This window comes from Bradyrhizobium sp. 25ACV (assembly GCF_054863005.1).
The window spans coordinates 266,708-281,500 of record NZ_JAVAYO010000001.1; the positions used below are offsets into that span (position 1 = coordinate 266,708).

Annotated in this window: 10 protein-coding genes; 6 read left to right on the forward strand and 4 right to left on the reverse strand. The window is 66.0% G+C overall.

All coding sequences use genetic code 11. From position 1 onward, the window contains the following. Positions 1 to 110: 110 nt before the first annotated feature. Positions 111 to 2,441 (forward strand): PAS domain-containing sensor histidine kinase, encoded by a 2,331-nt coding sequence (locus RAD04_RS01145; protein ID WP_461622288.1) that lies wholly within the window; start codon positions 111 to 113, stop codon positions 2,439 to 2,441. Positions 2,442 to 2,444: 3 nt separating this feature from the next. On the opposite strand, the gene RAD04_RS01150 is transcribed toward RAD04_RS01145, so the two are convergent. Then, a complete protein-coding gene (locus RAD04_RS01150; RefSeq protein WP_018315839.1) occupies positions 2,445 to 3,338 on the reverse strand; it encodes a LysR family transcriptional regulator in 894 nt (297 codons plus the stop codon). Between the two features lie 224 nt (positions 3,339 to 3,562). Between RAD04_RS01150 and RAD04_RS01155 the strand changes: the two genes are divergently transcribed. The 5 genes from RAD04_RS01155 to RAD04_RS01175 are packed head-to-tail and all read left to right on the forward strand — an operon-like array spanning position 3,563 to position 9,528. Beyond that, positions 3,563 to 4,039 (forward strand): formate dehydrogenase subunit gamma, encoded by a 477-nt coding sequence (locus tag RAD04_RS01155; RefSeq protein ID WP_183258692.1) that lies wholly within the window; start codon positions 3,563 to 3,565, stop codon positions 4,037 to 4,039. After that, positions 4,036 to 5,592 (forward strand): formate dehydrogenase beta subunit, encoded by a 1,557-nt coding sequence (locus RAD04_RS01160; RefSeq protein ID WP_461622289.1) that lies wholly within the window; start codon positions 4,036 to 4,038, stop codon positions 5,590 to 5,592. The genes RAD04_RS01155 and RAD04_RS01160 overlap by 4 nt, the downstream gene beginning before the upstream one ends. 10 nt (positions 5,593 to 5,602) lie before the next feature. After that, positions 5,603 to 8,476 (forward strand): formate dehydrogenase subunit alpha, encoded by a 2,874-nt coding sequence (gene fdhF, locus RAD04_RS01165; protein WP_461622290.1) that lies wholly within the window; start codon positions 5,603 to 5,605, stop codon positions 8,474 to 8,476. A 4-nt stretch (positions 8,477 to 8,480) separates the two neighbouring features. Continuing rightward, positions 8,481 to 9,308: a formate dehydrogenase accessory sulfurtransferase FdhD gene (fdhD, locus tag RAD04_RS01170; RefSeq protein ID WP_461622291.1), complete on the forward strand. Its 828-nt coding sequence runs from the start codon at positions 8,481 to 8,483 to the stop codon at positions 9,306 to 9,308. After that, entirely contained in the window at positions 9,298 to 9,528 is a 231-nt protein-coding gene (locus tag RAD04_RS01175; RefSeq protein WP_461622292.1) for a formate dehydrogenase subunit delta, read from the forward strand. Before fdhD ends, RAD04_RS01175 begins: the two co-directional genes overlap by 11 nt. On the opposite strand, the gene RAD04_RS01180 is transcribed toward RAD04_RS01175, so the two are convergent. Genes RAD04_RS01180 through RAD04_RS01190 form a run of 3 tightly spaced genes read right to left on the reverse strand, consistent with a single transcriptional unit; the run spans position 9,503 to position 14,593 of the window. Continuing rightward, positions 9,503 to 12,472 carry a bifunctional [glutamine synthetase] adenylyltransferase/[glutamine synthetase]-adenylyl-L-tyrosine phosphorylase gene (locus tag RAD04_RS01180; RefSeq protein ID WP_461622293.1) on the reverse strand — a complete coding sequence of 990 codons (2,970 nt, stop codon included), beginning with the start codon at positions 12,470 to 12,472 and terminating at the stop codon, positions 9,503 to 9,505. The two genes, RAD04_RS01175 and RAD04_RS01180, sit on opposite strands and share 26 nt — an antisense overlap. Further along, positions 12,469 to 13,929, reverse strand: a complete 1,461-nt coding sequence (locus tag RAD04_RS01185; RefSeq protein WP_461622294.1) for a sensor histidine kinase — start codon at positions 13,927 to 13,929, stop codon at positions 12,469 to 12,471. The genes RAD04_RS01180 and RAD04_RS01185 overlap by 4 nt, the downstream gene beginning before the upstream one ends. Then, a complete protein-coding gene (locus RAD04_RS01190; protein WP_038947105.1) occupies positions 13,913 to 14,593 on the reverse strand; it encodes a response regulator transcription factor in 681 nt (226 codons plus the stop codon). The genes RAD04_RS01185 and RAD04_RS01190 overlap by 17 nt, the downstream gene beginning before the upstream one ends. Positions 14,594 to 14,793: the final 200 nt, after the last annotated feature.

The following is a 14,793-nucleotide window of genomic DNA, read 5'->3' on the forward strand; positions in this document are numbered from 1 at the left end:
ATTGACTCTCGACACCCCGCGAAAACTGGATTCAAATCGCTGTGATTCGGAAGCGATGTGGGGCTGCCTCCGAACTTCAGTTGCAAGCAGGTTTTTAGGGGGCCGAAGGCATGTCGCGTGCAGACGCCGCGAACGCGTGCGTCCAATCCGATTCGATCAAGGGATTGGCGCAATCGATCGCGAAACCTGCCTATCATCGGCTCTTGATTGCAGAGCCGGCGCTTCGTCGCGCCGTGCCGACGCTCATCATCGCATTCCTGATCACGATCTGCCTCGGTGCATTCGTGCAGGTGGTCGATCAGACGCGTCAGAAGCGGCTGGTGATCCGGCACGACATCTCGGCGCTGGCAGACCTGCTCGCCGAACGCATCGACCGCCTCACCTCCGCGCGACAGGAGCGGCTCAAGAACATCGAGAGCCTGCCGGCGCTGTTGCCGGATATGATCCCGTCCTGGGGCACGGCCTCGGGCCGCCACGTCATCGTCACCTCGGCCGGCGTCGATCGCCGTCTGCTCGCCCGCGTCCCGGTCGACAGCGATCCTTCCGGCAACGACCGCCTGCTCGATGCCATCACGACCGCACAATTGCTCGCGGCGCCGACGCGCGACGGCAACGTCTCCGACATGACGCTGCCGAGCGGCAACGCCGCGATGGCGACCTCGCGGCAGATCAAGTCGCTGCCCGGCTTCGTCACCGTGATCCAGGAACGCAACGAGCCGATCTGGGGCTCGGACGCCGCGCTCTCGGTGACGCTGTCGGCGACAACAGGATTCGTCGTCCTGATCCTGGGCTTCGCCTTCCACTGGCAGTCCACCCGCGCCCGCGAAGGCGATCTCATCAACGACGCCGTGCGCGGCCGGATCGACACCGCCCTCAACCGCGGCCGTTGCGGGCTGTGGGACTGGGACCTGTCGCGCGGCCGGATCTTCTGGTCGCAATCGATGTTCTCGATGCTGGGCCTCGACGGCCGCAACGAGCTCCTCACCTTCGGCGAGGTCAATGCGCTGGTGAAGTCCGACGACATCGACCTGTTCGCGATCGCCGACCAGCTCATCTCCGAGAAGATCGACCACATCGACCAGACCTTCCGCATGCAGCATGTCGACGGCCACTGGATCTGGCTCCGCGTCCGCTGCGAGAAGACGCGCGGGGCGACCGATTCCAGCGTGCACCTGATCGGGATCGCCGTCGACATCACCGAGCAGAAGAGCCTCGCAGAGAGGACCGTGGAAGCCGATCTCCGCCTGCGCGACGCGATCGAGACCATTCCGGAAGCCTTCGTGCTGTGGGACGCCAGCGACCGCCTCGTGCTCTGCAACTCGCACTTCCAGCGCCTGCACAAGCTGCCCGACACCGCCGTGATCCCCGGCACCTCCTACGAGACCGTGCTCGAGGTCGGCCGCATGCCGGAGGTGCGCACCCGCCACAACGAGACCGCTGCCCAAGGCCCCGGCGCGCGCACCTTCGAGGCGCAGCTCGACGACGGCAGCTGGCTGCACATCAGCGAGCGCCGCACCAAGGACGGCGGCTACGTCTCGGTCGGCACCGACATCACCCGCATCAAGGAGCACGAGCAGAAGCTGGTCGACAACGATCTGCGCCTGCGCGCCACCGTCATCGACCTGAAGCGCTCGCAGGCGGCACTGGAGCGTCAGGCGGTCGAACTCGCCGACCTCGCCGAGAAGTACCAGCGCGAGAAGACCCGGGCCGAGGAAGCCAACCAGACCAAGTCGAAATTCCTCGCCAATATGAGCCACGAGCTGCGCACGCCGCTGAACGCCATCATCGGCTTCTCCGAGATCATGGGCTCGGGCATGTTCGGCGAGCTCGGCAGCGAAAAGTACCAGGAATACTGCCAGGACATCCTGACCAGCGGCCACTATCTGCTCGAGGTCATCAACGACATCCTCGACATGTCCAAGATCGAGGCGGGCCGCATGAAGCTCGACATGGAAGAGCTCGACCTGTCGCGGACGCTGGCGGAATCCTTGCGGGTCGTCACCGGCCGGGCCCAGGACAAGCACATCACGCTCGACGCCGACATCGCAAAATCCATCTCCGTCGTCGCCGACCGCCGCGCCACCAAGCAGATCATCGTCAACCTGCTCTCCAACGCGGTGAAATTCACGCCGGACGGCGGACGCGTCGTGGTGCGCAGCCGGCAGCTCGACGACCGGATCGTGCTGATGATCGCCGACACCGGCATCGGCATCGCGCCGCATTCGCTGGCGCGGCTCGGCCGCCCGTTCGAGCAGGTGGAGAGCCAGCTCACCAAGACCTATCACGGCTCGGGCCTCGGCCTCGCGATCGCCCGCTCGCTGGCGCAACTCCACGGCGGCTCGATGCGGCTGCGCTCCAGGCTCGAGGTCGGCACCGTCGTGCGCGTGACCCTGCCACGCGACGCGATCAAGGCCGCGTCCGGGATTTCGGCTGCCGCGTGATCCCTACAGCTGCAGCGATGGCGCGACTTCCCGCGCGACATTGACCAGCGCCGCGATCAGCGGCGTCATCGGATCGCGCTGCGGGATCACCATGCCGATGCTGTAATTGACGTCGGGATCGGTGATCGGGATCGAGCGCACCGTGTCGGACAGGCCGAGCGTCTCGGCGAGCTTGGCCGGCATCACGCTCGCCCAGCGCCCCGTCTTCACATGCGTGAACAGCACCAGCAGCGAGTTCGAGGTCAGCGTCGGCGTCGCCTCCGCGCCGACCGAACGCAGCGCGCGGTCGATGATGCGGCGATTCTGCATGTCGGGCGTCAGCAGGCACAACGGCACCTGCCCGACCTCCTTCCAGGTCACCGTCTCGCGATCGCCAAACATTCCGTCCGGCGAAGTCAGCAAACGATAACTCTCATTGTAGAGCGGAATGGTCCGCACCTTGCCGATCGGCTCGTTCTCGATATAGGTCAGGCCCGCATCGACCTCGAGATTTTCGAGCAATCCCAGCACCTCCGATGAGGTCGTCGAGCGGATGCTGAAACGCACCTCGGGATGCCGGGCGCGAAACGGCGTCGTCAGCGCTGCGACCATGCCGAGCACGGTCGGGATCGCCGCGATGCGGATTTCGCCGGAGAGCTGATGCTTCAGCCCGTTGATCTCGTCACGCATCGCGCGGGCATCGCCGACGATCCGCCGCGCCCAGTCGAGCGCCCGCTCGCCCTCGGGAGTGAACCCCTGGAATCGGGAGCCGCGCTGCACCAGCATCACGCCGAGGATTTCCTCGAGCTGCTTGAGCCCGGTCGACATCGTCGGTTGCGTCACGCCGCAGACCTCCGCCGCGCGTCCGAAATGCCGCTCCTTCGCCAGCGCCAGCAATAGTTCAAGCTTGTCGATCAACCGGGCGTCCCCTCGAATTCCATCGTGGCGTGCAAGCTAGCATGCCGGGCCTGCGCCAACACGCAAAAACCGGCAGCCGATACAATCTTCATTGCTATTTCGTATCGATCGATTGCGGTTGCAAATCGATCCGAATTCGCAATCGCAGCACGGGATAGCTTTATTGATCTTCGAATGATTCCAACTAGTTTGCGCCAAGGAAACGCTCTGGTTGAGAACGAAGAATGACAGCGGTTTTTGAGCCTTGGAACGAGACGCGCGGCGCCGAAATCATCGCCGAACACGCCAACCAGGAGGGCGCGACGCTGGTCATCCTGCATGCGCTGCAGGAGGCGTTCGGCTACGTGCCGGAGGCGGCCATTCCCATGGTGGCGCAAGCGCTCAACCTGTCGCGCGCCGAAGTCCACGGCGTATTCACGTTCTATCATGATTTCCGCCACAAGCCGGCCGGCCGCCATGTGCTGAAGCTCTGCCGCGCGGAGGCCTGCCAGGCCGCCGGCGGCGATGCATTGGCGGCGCGCGCCGAGGCAAAGCTCGGCGTGTCGCTCGGCAGCACCACGGCCGACGATCGCGTCACGCTGGAGCCGATCTACTGCCTCGGCCTGTGCGCGACCGCACCGTCCGCGATGCTCGACGGCCGCCTCATCGGCAGGCTCGATCAGAAGCGCCTCGATGCGTTGATTGTGGAGGCACAGCGATGAGCTTGCGTCTGTTCGTCTCACGCGACGCCGGCGCGATCGCCGTTGGTGCTGACCAGGTTGCGCTGGCGCTGGAGCAGGCAGCAGCCGGGCGCGGCATCGCAGTCGAGATTGCCAGGACCGGCTCGCGCGGCATGTACTGGCTGGAGCCGCTGGTCGAGGTGGCGACGCCACAGGGCCGGATCGCCTTCGGTCCGGTTACTGAAGCCGATGTGCCCTCCCTGCTCGACGCGCTCGCGAACAACACGCCGCATCTGCTGCGGCTGGGGGCAACCGACCAGCTGCCCTGGCTCAAGCGTCAGACCCGCCTCACCTTCGCCCGCTGCGGCGTGATCGACCCGCGCTCGCTCGACGACTACCGCGCCCATGGCGGCTACAAGGGGCTGGAGCGGGCACTGCCGCTTGGCTCCGACGCCATCCTCAACGAAGTCACGGCCTCGGGCTTGCGCGGCCGCGGCGGCGCCGGCTTTCCGACCGGCATCAAATGGAAGACGGTCACGCAGGCCAAGGCCGACCGCAAGTTCATCGTCTGCAACGCCGACGAGGGCGACAGCGGCACCTTTGCCGACCGCATGATCATGGAAGGCGACCCCTTCCTGGTGATCGAAGGGATGACCATCGCCGGCATCACCGTCGGCGCGACCAAAGGCTACATCTACATCCGCAGCGAATATCCGCATGCGGTGGAAGCGATGAACGCTGCGATCCAGGCTGCGAAGCGCGGCGGTTATCTCGGCGACAAGATCGGCGGATCCATCCACAGCTTCGACCTCGAAGTCCGGGTCGGCGCCGGTGCTTACGTCTGCGGCGAGGAAACTTCGCTGCTGGAGAGCCTCGAAGGCCGCCGCGGTATCGTGCGTGCAAAACCTCCGCTGCCGGCGCATCACGGCCTGTTCGGCAAGCCGACCGTCATCAACAACGTGCTGTCGTTCGCGGCCGTCCCCTTCATCCTCGCCGAAGGCGCCAAGGCCTACGCGGATTACGGCATGGGCCGTTCGCGCGGCACGATGCCGATCCAGCTTGCCGGCAACATCCGCCAGGGCGGGCTGTTCGAGACCGCCTTCGGCGTGACGCTCGGCGAGCTCGTCGACGACATCGGCGGCGGCACGTTCACGGGCCGGCCGGTCCGCGCCGTGCAGGTCGGCGGTCCGCTGGGCGCCTATTTCCCTCGCTCGCTGTTCGACACGCCCTTCGACTACGAGGCCTTCGCCGCGCGCGACGGCCTGATCGGCCATGGCGGCATCGTCGTGTTCGACGACAGCGTCGACATGCGCAAGCAAGCGCGCTTCGCGATGGAGTTCTGCGCCGTCGAATCCTGCGGCAAGTGCACGCCCTGCCGGATCGGCTCGACTCGCGGCGTCGAGACCATCGAGAAGATCATCAACGGCGAGCGCGTCAGCGAAAACCTCGCGCTGGTCGAAGACCTCTGCAACACCATGAAATTCGGCTCGCTCTGCGCACTCGGCGGCTTCACGCCCTACCCCGTGCTCAGCGCATTGAAGCACTTCCGGGAGGATTTCGCCCCCGTACCGACCACGCTTCAGGCCGCGGAATAGGAGAACGACAATGTCTCTGATCGAAGAAATCGACTTCGGCACGCCGGCTTCCAAATCGGAAACGATGGTGACGCTGACCATCGACGGCAATCAAGTCACGGTGCCCGAGGGCACCTCGATCATGCGGGCCGCGATGGACGCGGGCCACCAAATCCCAAAGCTCTGCGCCACCGACATGGTCGACGCGTTCGGCTCCTGCCGCCTCTGCCTCGTCGAGATCGAGGGCCGCGCCGGCACGCCGGCGTCCTGCACCACGCCGGTGATGCCCGGCCTCGTCGTTCACACCCAGAGCGAGCGGCTGAAGAAGCTACGCAAGGGCGTGATGGAGCTCTACATCTCCGACCATCCGCTCGACTGCCTCACCTGCGGCGCCAACGGCGATTGCGAGTTGCAGGACATGGCGGGCGCGGTCGGCCTGCGCGACGTGCGCTACGGCTATGAGGGCGAGAACCACGTCTTCGCCAAGAGCCACGGCTGCGACAACGACCATTGGATGCCGAAGGACGAGTCCAACCCCTATTTCACCTATGATCCCTCCAAGTGCATCGTCTGCTCGCGCTGCGTCCGCGCTTGCGAGGAGGTGCAGGGCACCTTCGCGCTGACCATCTCCGGCCGTGGCTTCGACAGCCGCGTCTCGCCGGGCATGAGCGAGAGCTTCCTCGGCTCCGAATGCGTCTCCTGCGGCGCCTGCGTGCAGGCCTGCCCAACTGCAACGCTGACCGAAAAGTCGGTGATCGAGATCGGCCAGCCCGAGCACTCCGTCGTCACCACCTGCGCCTATTGCGGCGTCGGCTGCACCTTCAAGGCCGAGATGCGCGGCGAGGAAGTCGTGCGCATGGTGCCCTACAAGGACGGCAAGGCCAATCGCGGCCATTCCTGCGTCAAGGGCCGCTTCGCCTGGGGCTACACCAACCACAAGGAACGCATTCTCAACCCCATGATCCGCGAGCGGATCGAGGACCCCTGGCGTGAAGTCTCCTGGGACGAGGCGTTCTCGTTCGCCGCAGCCAGGATGCGCGGCATCCAGCAGAAGTACGGCCGCGACTCCATCGGCGGCATCACCTCGTCCCGCTGCACCAATGAAGAAACCTATCTGGTGCAGAAGCTGATCCGTGCCGGGTTCGGCAACAACAACGTCGACACCTGCGCCCGCGTCTGCCATTCCCCGACCGGTTATGGTCTTTCGGTCACCTTCGGCACCTCGGCCGGCACACAGGACTTCGATTCGGTCGAGAATACCGATGTCGCCTTGATCATCGGCGCCAATCCGGCCTCGGCTCATCCCGTCTTCGCCTCTCGCCTGAAGAAGCGGCTGCGCCAGGGTGCCAAGCTGATCGTGATCGATCCGCGCCGCACCGAGATGGTGGAATCGCCGCACGTGAAGGCACTGCATCTGCCGTTGATGCCCGGCACCAACGTCGCCGTCGTGACGGCGCTGGCGCATGTCATCGTCACCGAGGGTCTCGTCAACGAGGCCTTCGTACGCGAGCGCTGCGACTGGGCCGAGTTCGAGGAATGGGCCGCCTTCGTCGCGCAACCGAAGCACAGCCCGGAATCGACCGCGATCCTCACCGGCGTCGACCCGATGGTCCTGCGTGAAGCGGCCCGCATCTACGCCACCGGCGGCAATGGCGCGATCTACTACGGCCTCGGCGTCACCGAGCACAGCCAGGGTTCGACCACGGTGATCGCGATCGCCAACCTTGCGATGGCAACCGGCAATATCGGCCGTCCCGGCGTCGGCGTGAACCCGCTGCGCGGCCAGAACAACGTTCAGGGCTCCTGCGACATGGGCTCGTTCCCGCACGAGCTGCCGGGCTATCGCCACATCTCGGGCGACGCCGTGCGCGACCAGTTCGAGGCGCTGTGGAACGTCAAGCTCAACCCGGAGCCGGGCCTGCGCATTCCCAACATGTTCGATGCCGCGATCGAAGGCACGTTCATGGGCATCTACGTCCAGGGCGAGGACATCCTCCAGTCCGATCCCAACACCAAGCACGTGGTGGCGGCTCTGTCGGCGATGGAATGCGTCATCGTCCACGACCTCTTCCTCAACGAGACCGCGAACTACGCCCACGTCTTCCTGCCCGGCTCGAGCTTCCTCGAGAAGGATGGCACCTTCACCAACGCCGAACGCCGCATTCAGCGCGTGCGCAAGGTGATGACGCCGAAGAACGGTATGGCGGACTGGGAGGTCACCATCGCCCTCGCGAAGGCCATGGGCCTCGAGATGAACTACAGCCATCCGTCCGAGATCATGGACGAGATCGCGGCGCTGACGCCGACCTTCGCCGGCGTCTCCTACGCTAGGCTCGACGAGCTCGGATCGGTGCAGTGGCCGTGCAACGAGAAGGCGCCGGAGGGCACGCCGGTGATGCATATCGGCGGCTTCGTCCGCGGCAAGGGCAAATTCGTCGTCACCGAATATGTCGCGACCGACGAACGCACCGGCCCGCGCTTCCCGCTGCTGCTCACGACGGGACGCATCCTCAGCCAGTACAATGTCGGCGCGCAGACAAGGCGCACCGAGAACGTGGTCTGGCACGCCGAGGATCGCCTCGAGATCCATCCGCACGACGCCGAGCTGCGCGGCGTGCGCGACGGCGACTGGGTGCGGTTGCAGAGCCGCGCCGGCGAGACCACGCTGCGCGCGGAGATCACCGACCGCGTGGCGCCCGGCGTCGTCTACACCACCTTCCATCACCCGGACACGCAGGCCAACGTGATCACCACCGACTATTCGGACTGGGCGACCAACTGTCCCGAATACAAGGTCACGGCGGTGCAGATCTCGCCGTCGAACGGCCCATCCGACTGGCAGAAGAGCTATGACGAGCAGGCGCGGCACTCGCGCCGCATCGCGCCGGCCGAGGCCGCGGAGTAACCGCATGCACGTGCCGGTCCAGGCCATCGACCGAGAAACCTGGCGCGACGGTGTCGCGTCGGAGGGCGTGCGGCTGATCCCGGAGGAGACGCCGCTGGCGCTGACCTATAATGGCGGCACCTATGCCGTCATGATGGGGACGCCGCAGAACCTGGAAGATTTTGCCGTCGGCTTCAGTCTCGACGAAGGCATCATCAAGTCGGTCGACGACATCAAGTCACTCGACATCGTTCGCCTCGACGACGGCATTGAGCTCAGGATGTGGCTTGCACCGGAAGATGCGGCACTGATCAGCGAGCGGCGGCGTCACATCGCCGGTCCCACCGGCTGCGGCATCTGCGGCATCGAATCCATTGCCGAAGCCGTGCGACCCGCGGCGGTCGTGCCGCACGGGCAGACCTTCACGCCCGAGCAGATCATGACGGCGATGCAGGCCATCGCGCCGCTGCAATCGATCAATCTGCAAACCCGCGCCGTTCACGCCGCCGCGTTCTGGTCGCCTGCCGGCAACATCGTCGCGCTGCGCGAGGATGTCGGCCGCCACAATGCGCTGGACAAGCTCGCCGGCGCGCTGGCGCGCAGCCGCACGGATGCAAACGGCGGCATGGTGCTGCTGACGAGCCGCGTCTCGGTCGAGATGGTGCAAAAGACCGCCGCGATCGGCGCGCCGGTGATGGTCGCGGTGTCCGCGCCCACCGCACTCGCAGTACGCACGGCGGAGGCCGCAGGCATCACGCTGATCGCCATTGCCCGCCAGGACGGGTTCGAGATATTTACGCACGGCAGCCGGGTCGCCGCTCGCCATGCCACGGAGGTTGCCGATGTCGCCTGACCGCCTGATCTACATGGCCAACCAGATCGGCAAGTTCTTCCAGAGCCAGGGCCACGACAAGGCCGTGTCGGGGATTGCCGAGCACATCAAGAAGTTCTGGGATCCCCGGATGAAGCGCGCGATCTTCGCCCATCTCGACGCCGGCGGCGCGGGCCTGGAGCCTGACGTCCGCGCGGCGCTCAGCTCGTTGAAGGCTACGTCCCTTCCAGCAGCGCCCTGAACACGCGCCGCACCTCGCCCTGCGTCTCCTTCACGCGTGCCTCCAGGGACGAGAAGTCCGGCGCATCGCCGGCGCGCGCCATGACGCGCTGCAGATCCGTGCCGGCGGTTTCGGGCTTGAAGCGGTCGCTGACGCAAAGCCGCAGGATCTGCGTCAGATCGTGATAGAGCCGCGCCGCGGCACGTAATATCTCGGTCTCGGATTGCGGGAGGACGCTGAGCCTGCATGCATTGTCGAGCACCTGCATCGTGCTGACGTCGAGAATCTCCGGCTTATCGTGCGCGTGCACGAGCTGCAGATACTGCGCGATGAAGTCGATGTCGATCATGCCGCCGGCGGCATATTTGAGATCCCAGTAGTCGGTCTCGCCCTTCTCCTGCGCGATCGCCCGCCGCATGTCGGCGACGTCGTTGGCGATGATCACGCGATCCCGGCGGCGGGTCAGGACATCGCGGATGACGCGCTCGATCCGTTCCCGGAATTGGGGCGAAGCCGACACCACGCGCGCCCGCGTCAGCGCCATGTGCTCCCAGGTCCATGCCTCGTTGGCCTGGTAATCCGCGAACGAGACGAGGCTCGAGGCCACGGGGCCGGCGCGCCCCGACGGACGCAGCCGCATGTCGATCTCGTAGAGCACGCCGTAATTGGTGCGCGTCGTGAACGCGCTGATCAGGCGCTGGGTGAAGCGTGCGAAGTAGTGCGCGCCCTGAAGCGACTTCGCTCCGTCCGAGTCCGGACTGTCGCTGTCGAAATCGTAGAGCAGGATCAGGTCGAGATCGGACGACGCCGTCATCTCGCGGCTGCCGAGCCGGCCCATCGCGATGATCGCGGTCTCCTGCGCCTTGATCCGGCCGTGCTGGGCGGCGAAGCGATCGGCGACAAGACCGTGCACGGTATGGACGATGCCTTCGGCGACATCGGCAAAGGCCGTGCCGGCATGCTGCGCCGAGACGGTGCCGGACAGGATGCGCGTGCCGATAAGGAACAGGCTCTCCTGCCCGAACAGGCGCAGCCGGTCGAGGAACTCTTCGTACGAGCCGGCGTCATGCACCGTGGTCGCGAGCCGTCCCGACAATTCCTGCCTGTCCGGCATGGCGCCGAAGAAGCGCGGATCAATCAGGCCGTCCATGAGCTGCGGCTGCCGCGCCAGCATCTCGCCGAGCCGGGGCGCCGCGCCCAGCACCAGCGCCACGAGCGCGACGAGATCGCGGTTCTGGCCGAGCAGCGTGATGAGCCGGCCGCCACGCTGGAGCGCGCCAAGGAATTGATCGAACGCCACGACGGCGCGATCCGGCTCCTCGGCATGGGCGAGACCGTCGATCAGGGCCGGCACGAACTCGACGAAGGCGCTGCGCGTCGCCTCATTGCGGAACACGCGATAGTCGCCGGTGATCCAGTCGCGCACCGTCTGCGCGACCGCGGCCGGCTTCTTGAAGCCGAGCGCCGCCAGATGCTGGAGCAGGCGCGGATCGTCGGGACCCGCACTGTAGTCGAGCGCCGGCAGTTTTGCCGTGCCGGTCGGATCGTCGCCCTCGAACAGTTTTTCGTAGTGTCCCTGCACGATCTTGAGCTGTCGCAGCAGCTCGCCCGCGAAGGCCTCGCGATCCGCATAGCCGAAGAAGCGCGCAAAGCGCTCGACTGCGTCCTTGTCTTCGGGCAGCGCGTGGGTCTGCTCGTCGGCGATCATCTGCAGGCGATGCTCGACCCGGCGCAGGAATTCATACGCAACGGTCAGCTCGTCGCGCGCCGCAACCGTGATCCAGTTGCTGGACGCGAGAATGTCGAGCGCCCTCAGCGTCGGCCGCACCCGCAATTCCGGATGGCGGCCGCCGGCGATCAATTGCTGGGTCTGGGCGAAAAACTCGATCTCGCGGATGCCGCCGCGGCCGACCTTGACATTGTGCCCTTCCACCGCGACCTCGCTCTGGCCGCGATAGGTCTGCATCTGCCGCTTCATGTCGTGGACGTCGGCGAGCGCGGCGAAGTCGAGATGCTTGCGCCAGACGAAGGGCGCGATCTCGGCGAGCAACGCTTCGCCCGCGCTGGAATCGCCGGCGCAAGCACGCGCCTTGATCATCGCCGCGCGCTCCCAGGTGCGCCCTTCCCGCTCATAGTAGTTCAGCGCGGCGTCCCTGGAGATCGCGACCTGGGTCGAGGACGGATCGGGCCTCAGGCGCAGATCGACGCGGAAGACGTAGCCGTCATAGGTGCGCTGCTGCAGGATGCGCGCCATCCCCTGCGTGACCCGGACGAAGAACGGCTGCGGCTCGATATCGGGCGCGAGCGTCGTGGCATCAGGATCGAAGAACACGATGAGATCGATATCGCTGGAATAGTTCAGCTCGCCCGCACCCATCTTGCCCATGGCGAGCACGATCAGCCCGCAGCCTTCCTCGGGCGCTTCGGGATTGGGCGGTGAGATCTTCCCACGTGCGGCTTCCTGCCGCAGCAGGTACTGGAGCGCCGCCTGCACCGAGGACACCGCGACATCGGTCAGCGCCGCCGTCACCCGCATCACCGGCCAGACCCCGCCAATGTCGCACAAGGCAGTCAGGAGCGCGGCCTCAGCCTTCATGCGGCGGAGCAGTCGCATCACCCCGGCCTCGTCAGGGGCCGCGAGCACCGCGCCTCTCGCCTCCGCGATCAGTGCCGAAAGGTGCGCATCCGGATCGCATTCGAGCAGCCGGATCAGGCGCAAGGCATCGGCGCGCACCAGATCGAACAGATAGGGCGAGAATTCCGCGATCCCGGCCAAGATGTTCCGGGCGAAGGGCTGCGCCAGCAGCGTGTCGAGACGCGCCGATTGGGCCGGCTCGAGTTCGGACAGCCAGCTTTCAAGACGTTGTTCGTCGGTTGTGGAAGCGGCAATATGGGGAGCCTCCGCGAAGCGTGCGGCAAGCCTCTCACCATGCTTGTCCGCGTTTCCCGGCGCGGAGTGGTTCATGCCACCTTCTGTGGCACATCCGGTATTGGCGGAGCAACCCTGTCGCCGGCCCCGGCGCGCGCGGGCAGCACCAGCGTGGCGACGAGACCGGGCTGGGCATCGCCCAATTTCAACTCACCGCCGTGCAATGTCGCAACAGCCGAGGCGAGGCTGAGACCAAGGCCCGAGCCCGGCAGCGTGCGGCTCGCTTCCAGGCGTACGAATCGTTCGACAGCATGCGCGCGGTCGGCCTCGGGGATGCCGGGACCGCGATCGGTGACGCTGAGCAGCACCTTGTCGCCGTCGCGTCTGGCCTCGATTGTGATCGGCCTCGCGTCCATGCTGACCACGGTTCCGCCGGTCTGCGCGACCGGCTTGCCGTATTTGATCGCATTCTCGACCAGATTGGCGAGCGCCTGGCTGATCAACTCGCGATTGGCGTGAACGGGCGTCGGCTCGGCCTTGACCTTCAAGGTCATGCCGTCGTCCTCGGCCAGTGGCTCGTAGAGCTCGTGGATGCCGTTTGCGACATCGGCCGCATCGAAATTATCCATGTTGCCGCGCGCCTGCCCGGACTCCGCGCGCGCGATCATCAGCAGCGCGTTGAAGGTGCGGATCAGCCCGTCGGATTCCTCGATGGTTCGCTCCAGCGCCGCTCGGTAATCGGCTTCGCAGCCCGATTTCGCCAGCGCTTCCTCGGCGCGGTTGCGCAAGCGCGTCAGCGGCGTCTTGAGGTCGTGGGCGATGTTGTCGGAGACTTCCTTCAAGCCAGCCATCAGCGCCTCGATCCGCTCCAGCATGGCATTGAGATTTTCCGCGAGGCGGTCGAGCTCGTCGCCGCTGCGCCCCACCGGTAGACGCCCGCTGAGATCGCCGGTCATGATGCGCTGCGCGGTCCCGGTCATGGCGTCGATGCGCCTCAGCACGCGGCGCGCGACGAAGATGCCGCCGCCGAGACCGAGCACGACGACGATCAGGATCGACCATTGCGCCGCCTTGGCGACGATGCCGAACAGGCGACGCCGCTCGGCGAGGTCGCGGCCGATCAGGAGCCGGAAACCATTTTCCAGTTCGGTGACGCGCACGAGCGCACGATGGTCGCGGTCATCGGCGTCCTCGATGCGCCGGTAGGCCGTCTCCGACCAGCCACGTGTCGCCATTACGCCCGGCGCCAGCGAGCCGACATTGCCGGCGATCGCCTGCCCTGTCGGCGTCGTCACGAGATAGAGGTTGGCGCCCGGGCGCAGCGCCCGATATTCGATCGCAAGCACCAGGCCGCGCAGGCCGCGACGGCCGTAGATTTCGGAGATCTCCGAGGTCTCGGCATTGACCGTCTGCGTGATTTCCTCGGTGATCAGCCGCCGCGTATTCCAGGCGAAATAGGCCAGCAGCGAGGCCGCGAACATCGCGAACAGCAGCAGATAGACCAGCGTCAGCCGGAACGCCGTGGTGCGGACGAGTTTACCGAATGCCGTCACGGATCATGTACCCGGCGCCGCGGATCGTGTGCAGCAGCGGCCGCTCGAAGCCCTTGTCGATCTTGGAGCGCAGCCGCGAAATGTGCACGTCGATCACGTTGGTCTGCGGATCGAAATGATAGTCCCAGACGTTCTCGAGCAGCATCGTGCGCGTCACCACCTGGCCGGCATGCTTCATCAGATATTCGAGCAGGCGGAATTCGCGCGGCTGCAGCGTCAGTTCGTCCTTGCCGCGGGCGACGCGATGGGAGAGCCGGTCGAGCTCGAGATCGCCGACGCGGTAGAGCGTGTCCTCGGCAGGTCCCCCGCGGCGGCGCGACAGCACCTCGACCCGGGCCAGCAGCTCGGCGAAGGAATAGGGCTTTGGCAGATAGTCGTCGCCGCCGGCGCGCAGGCCCTTGATGCGGTCGTCGACCTGTCCGAGCGCGGACAGGATCAACACCGGCGTGGTGTTATCCTGGTCGCGCAGTGCACCGATCAGCGACAGGCCGTCGCGCTTGGGCAGCATGCGGTCGACCACCAGTACGTCGTAATCGCCGTTCTCGGCCATGGCGAGGCCTTCCTCGCCGTCGGCGGCGTGGTCGGCAATGTGTCCGACCTCGCGAAACGCCTTCACGAGGTAGTCGGCGGATTCGCGGTCGTCTTCAATGATGAGGAGGCGCATCGTGCGTTCGGCGGCGGTCAAGGAGGTCAACCTTCTCTAAACATGGCGCGAGCGGCAATCGCATGCAAGCCGAGTGGGAGACTCTGGCATCGAGAAAAAGGCGGGCGGTGAAGCTGGGGGGACTTCACCGCCCTAGGCCTTCCGACGGAGGGGGGCGTAATTCCACCGGAAGGTAGAGAGGGGAAGCGAACGTTGCGCTG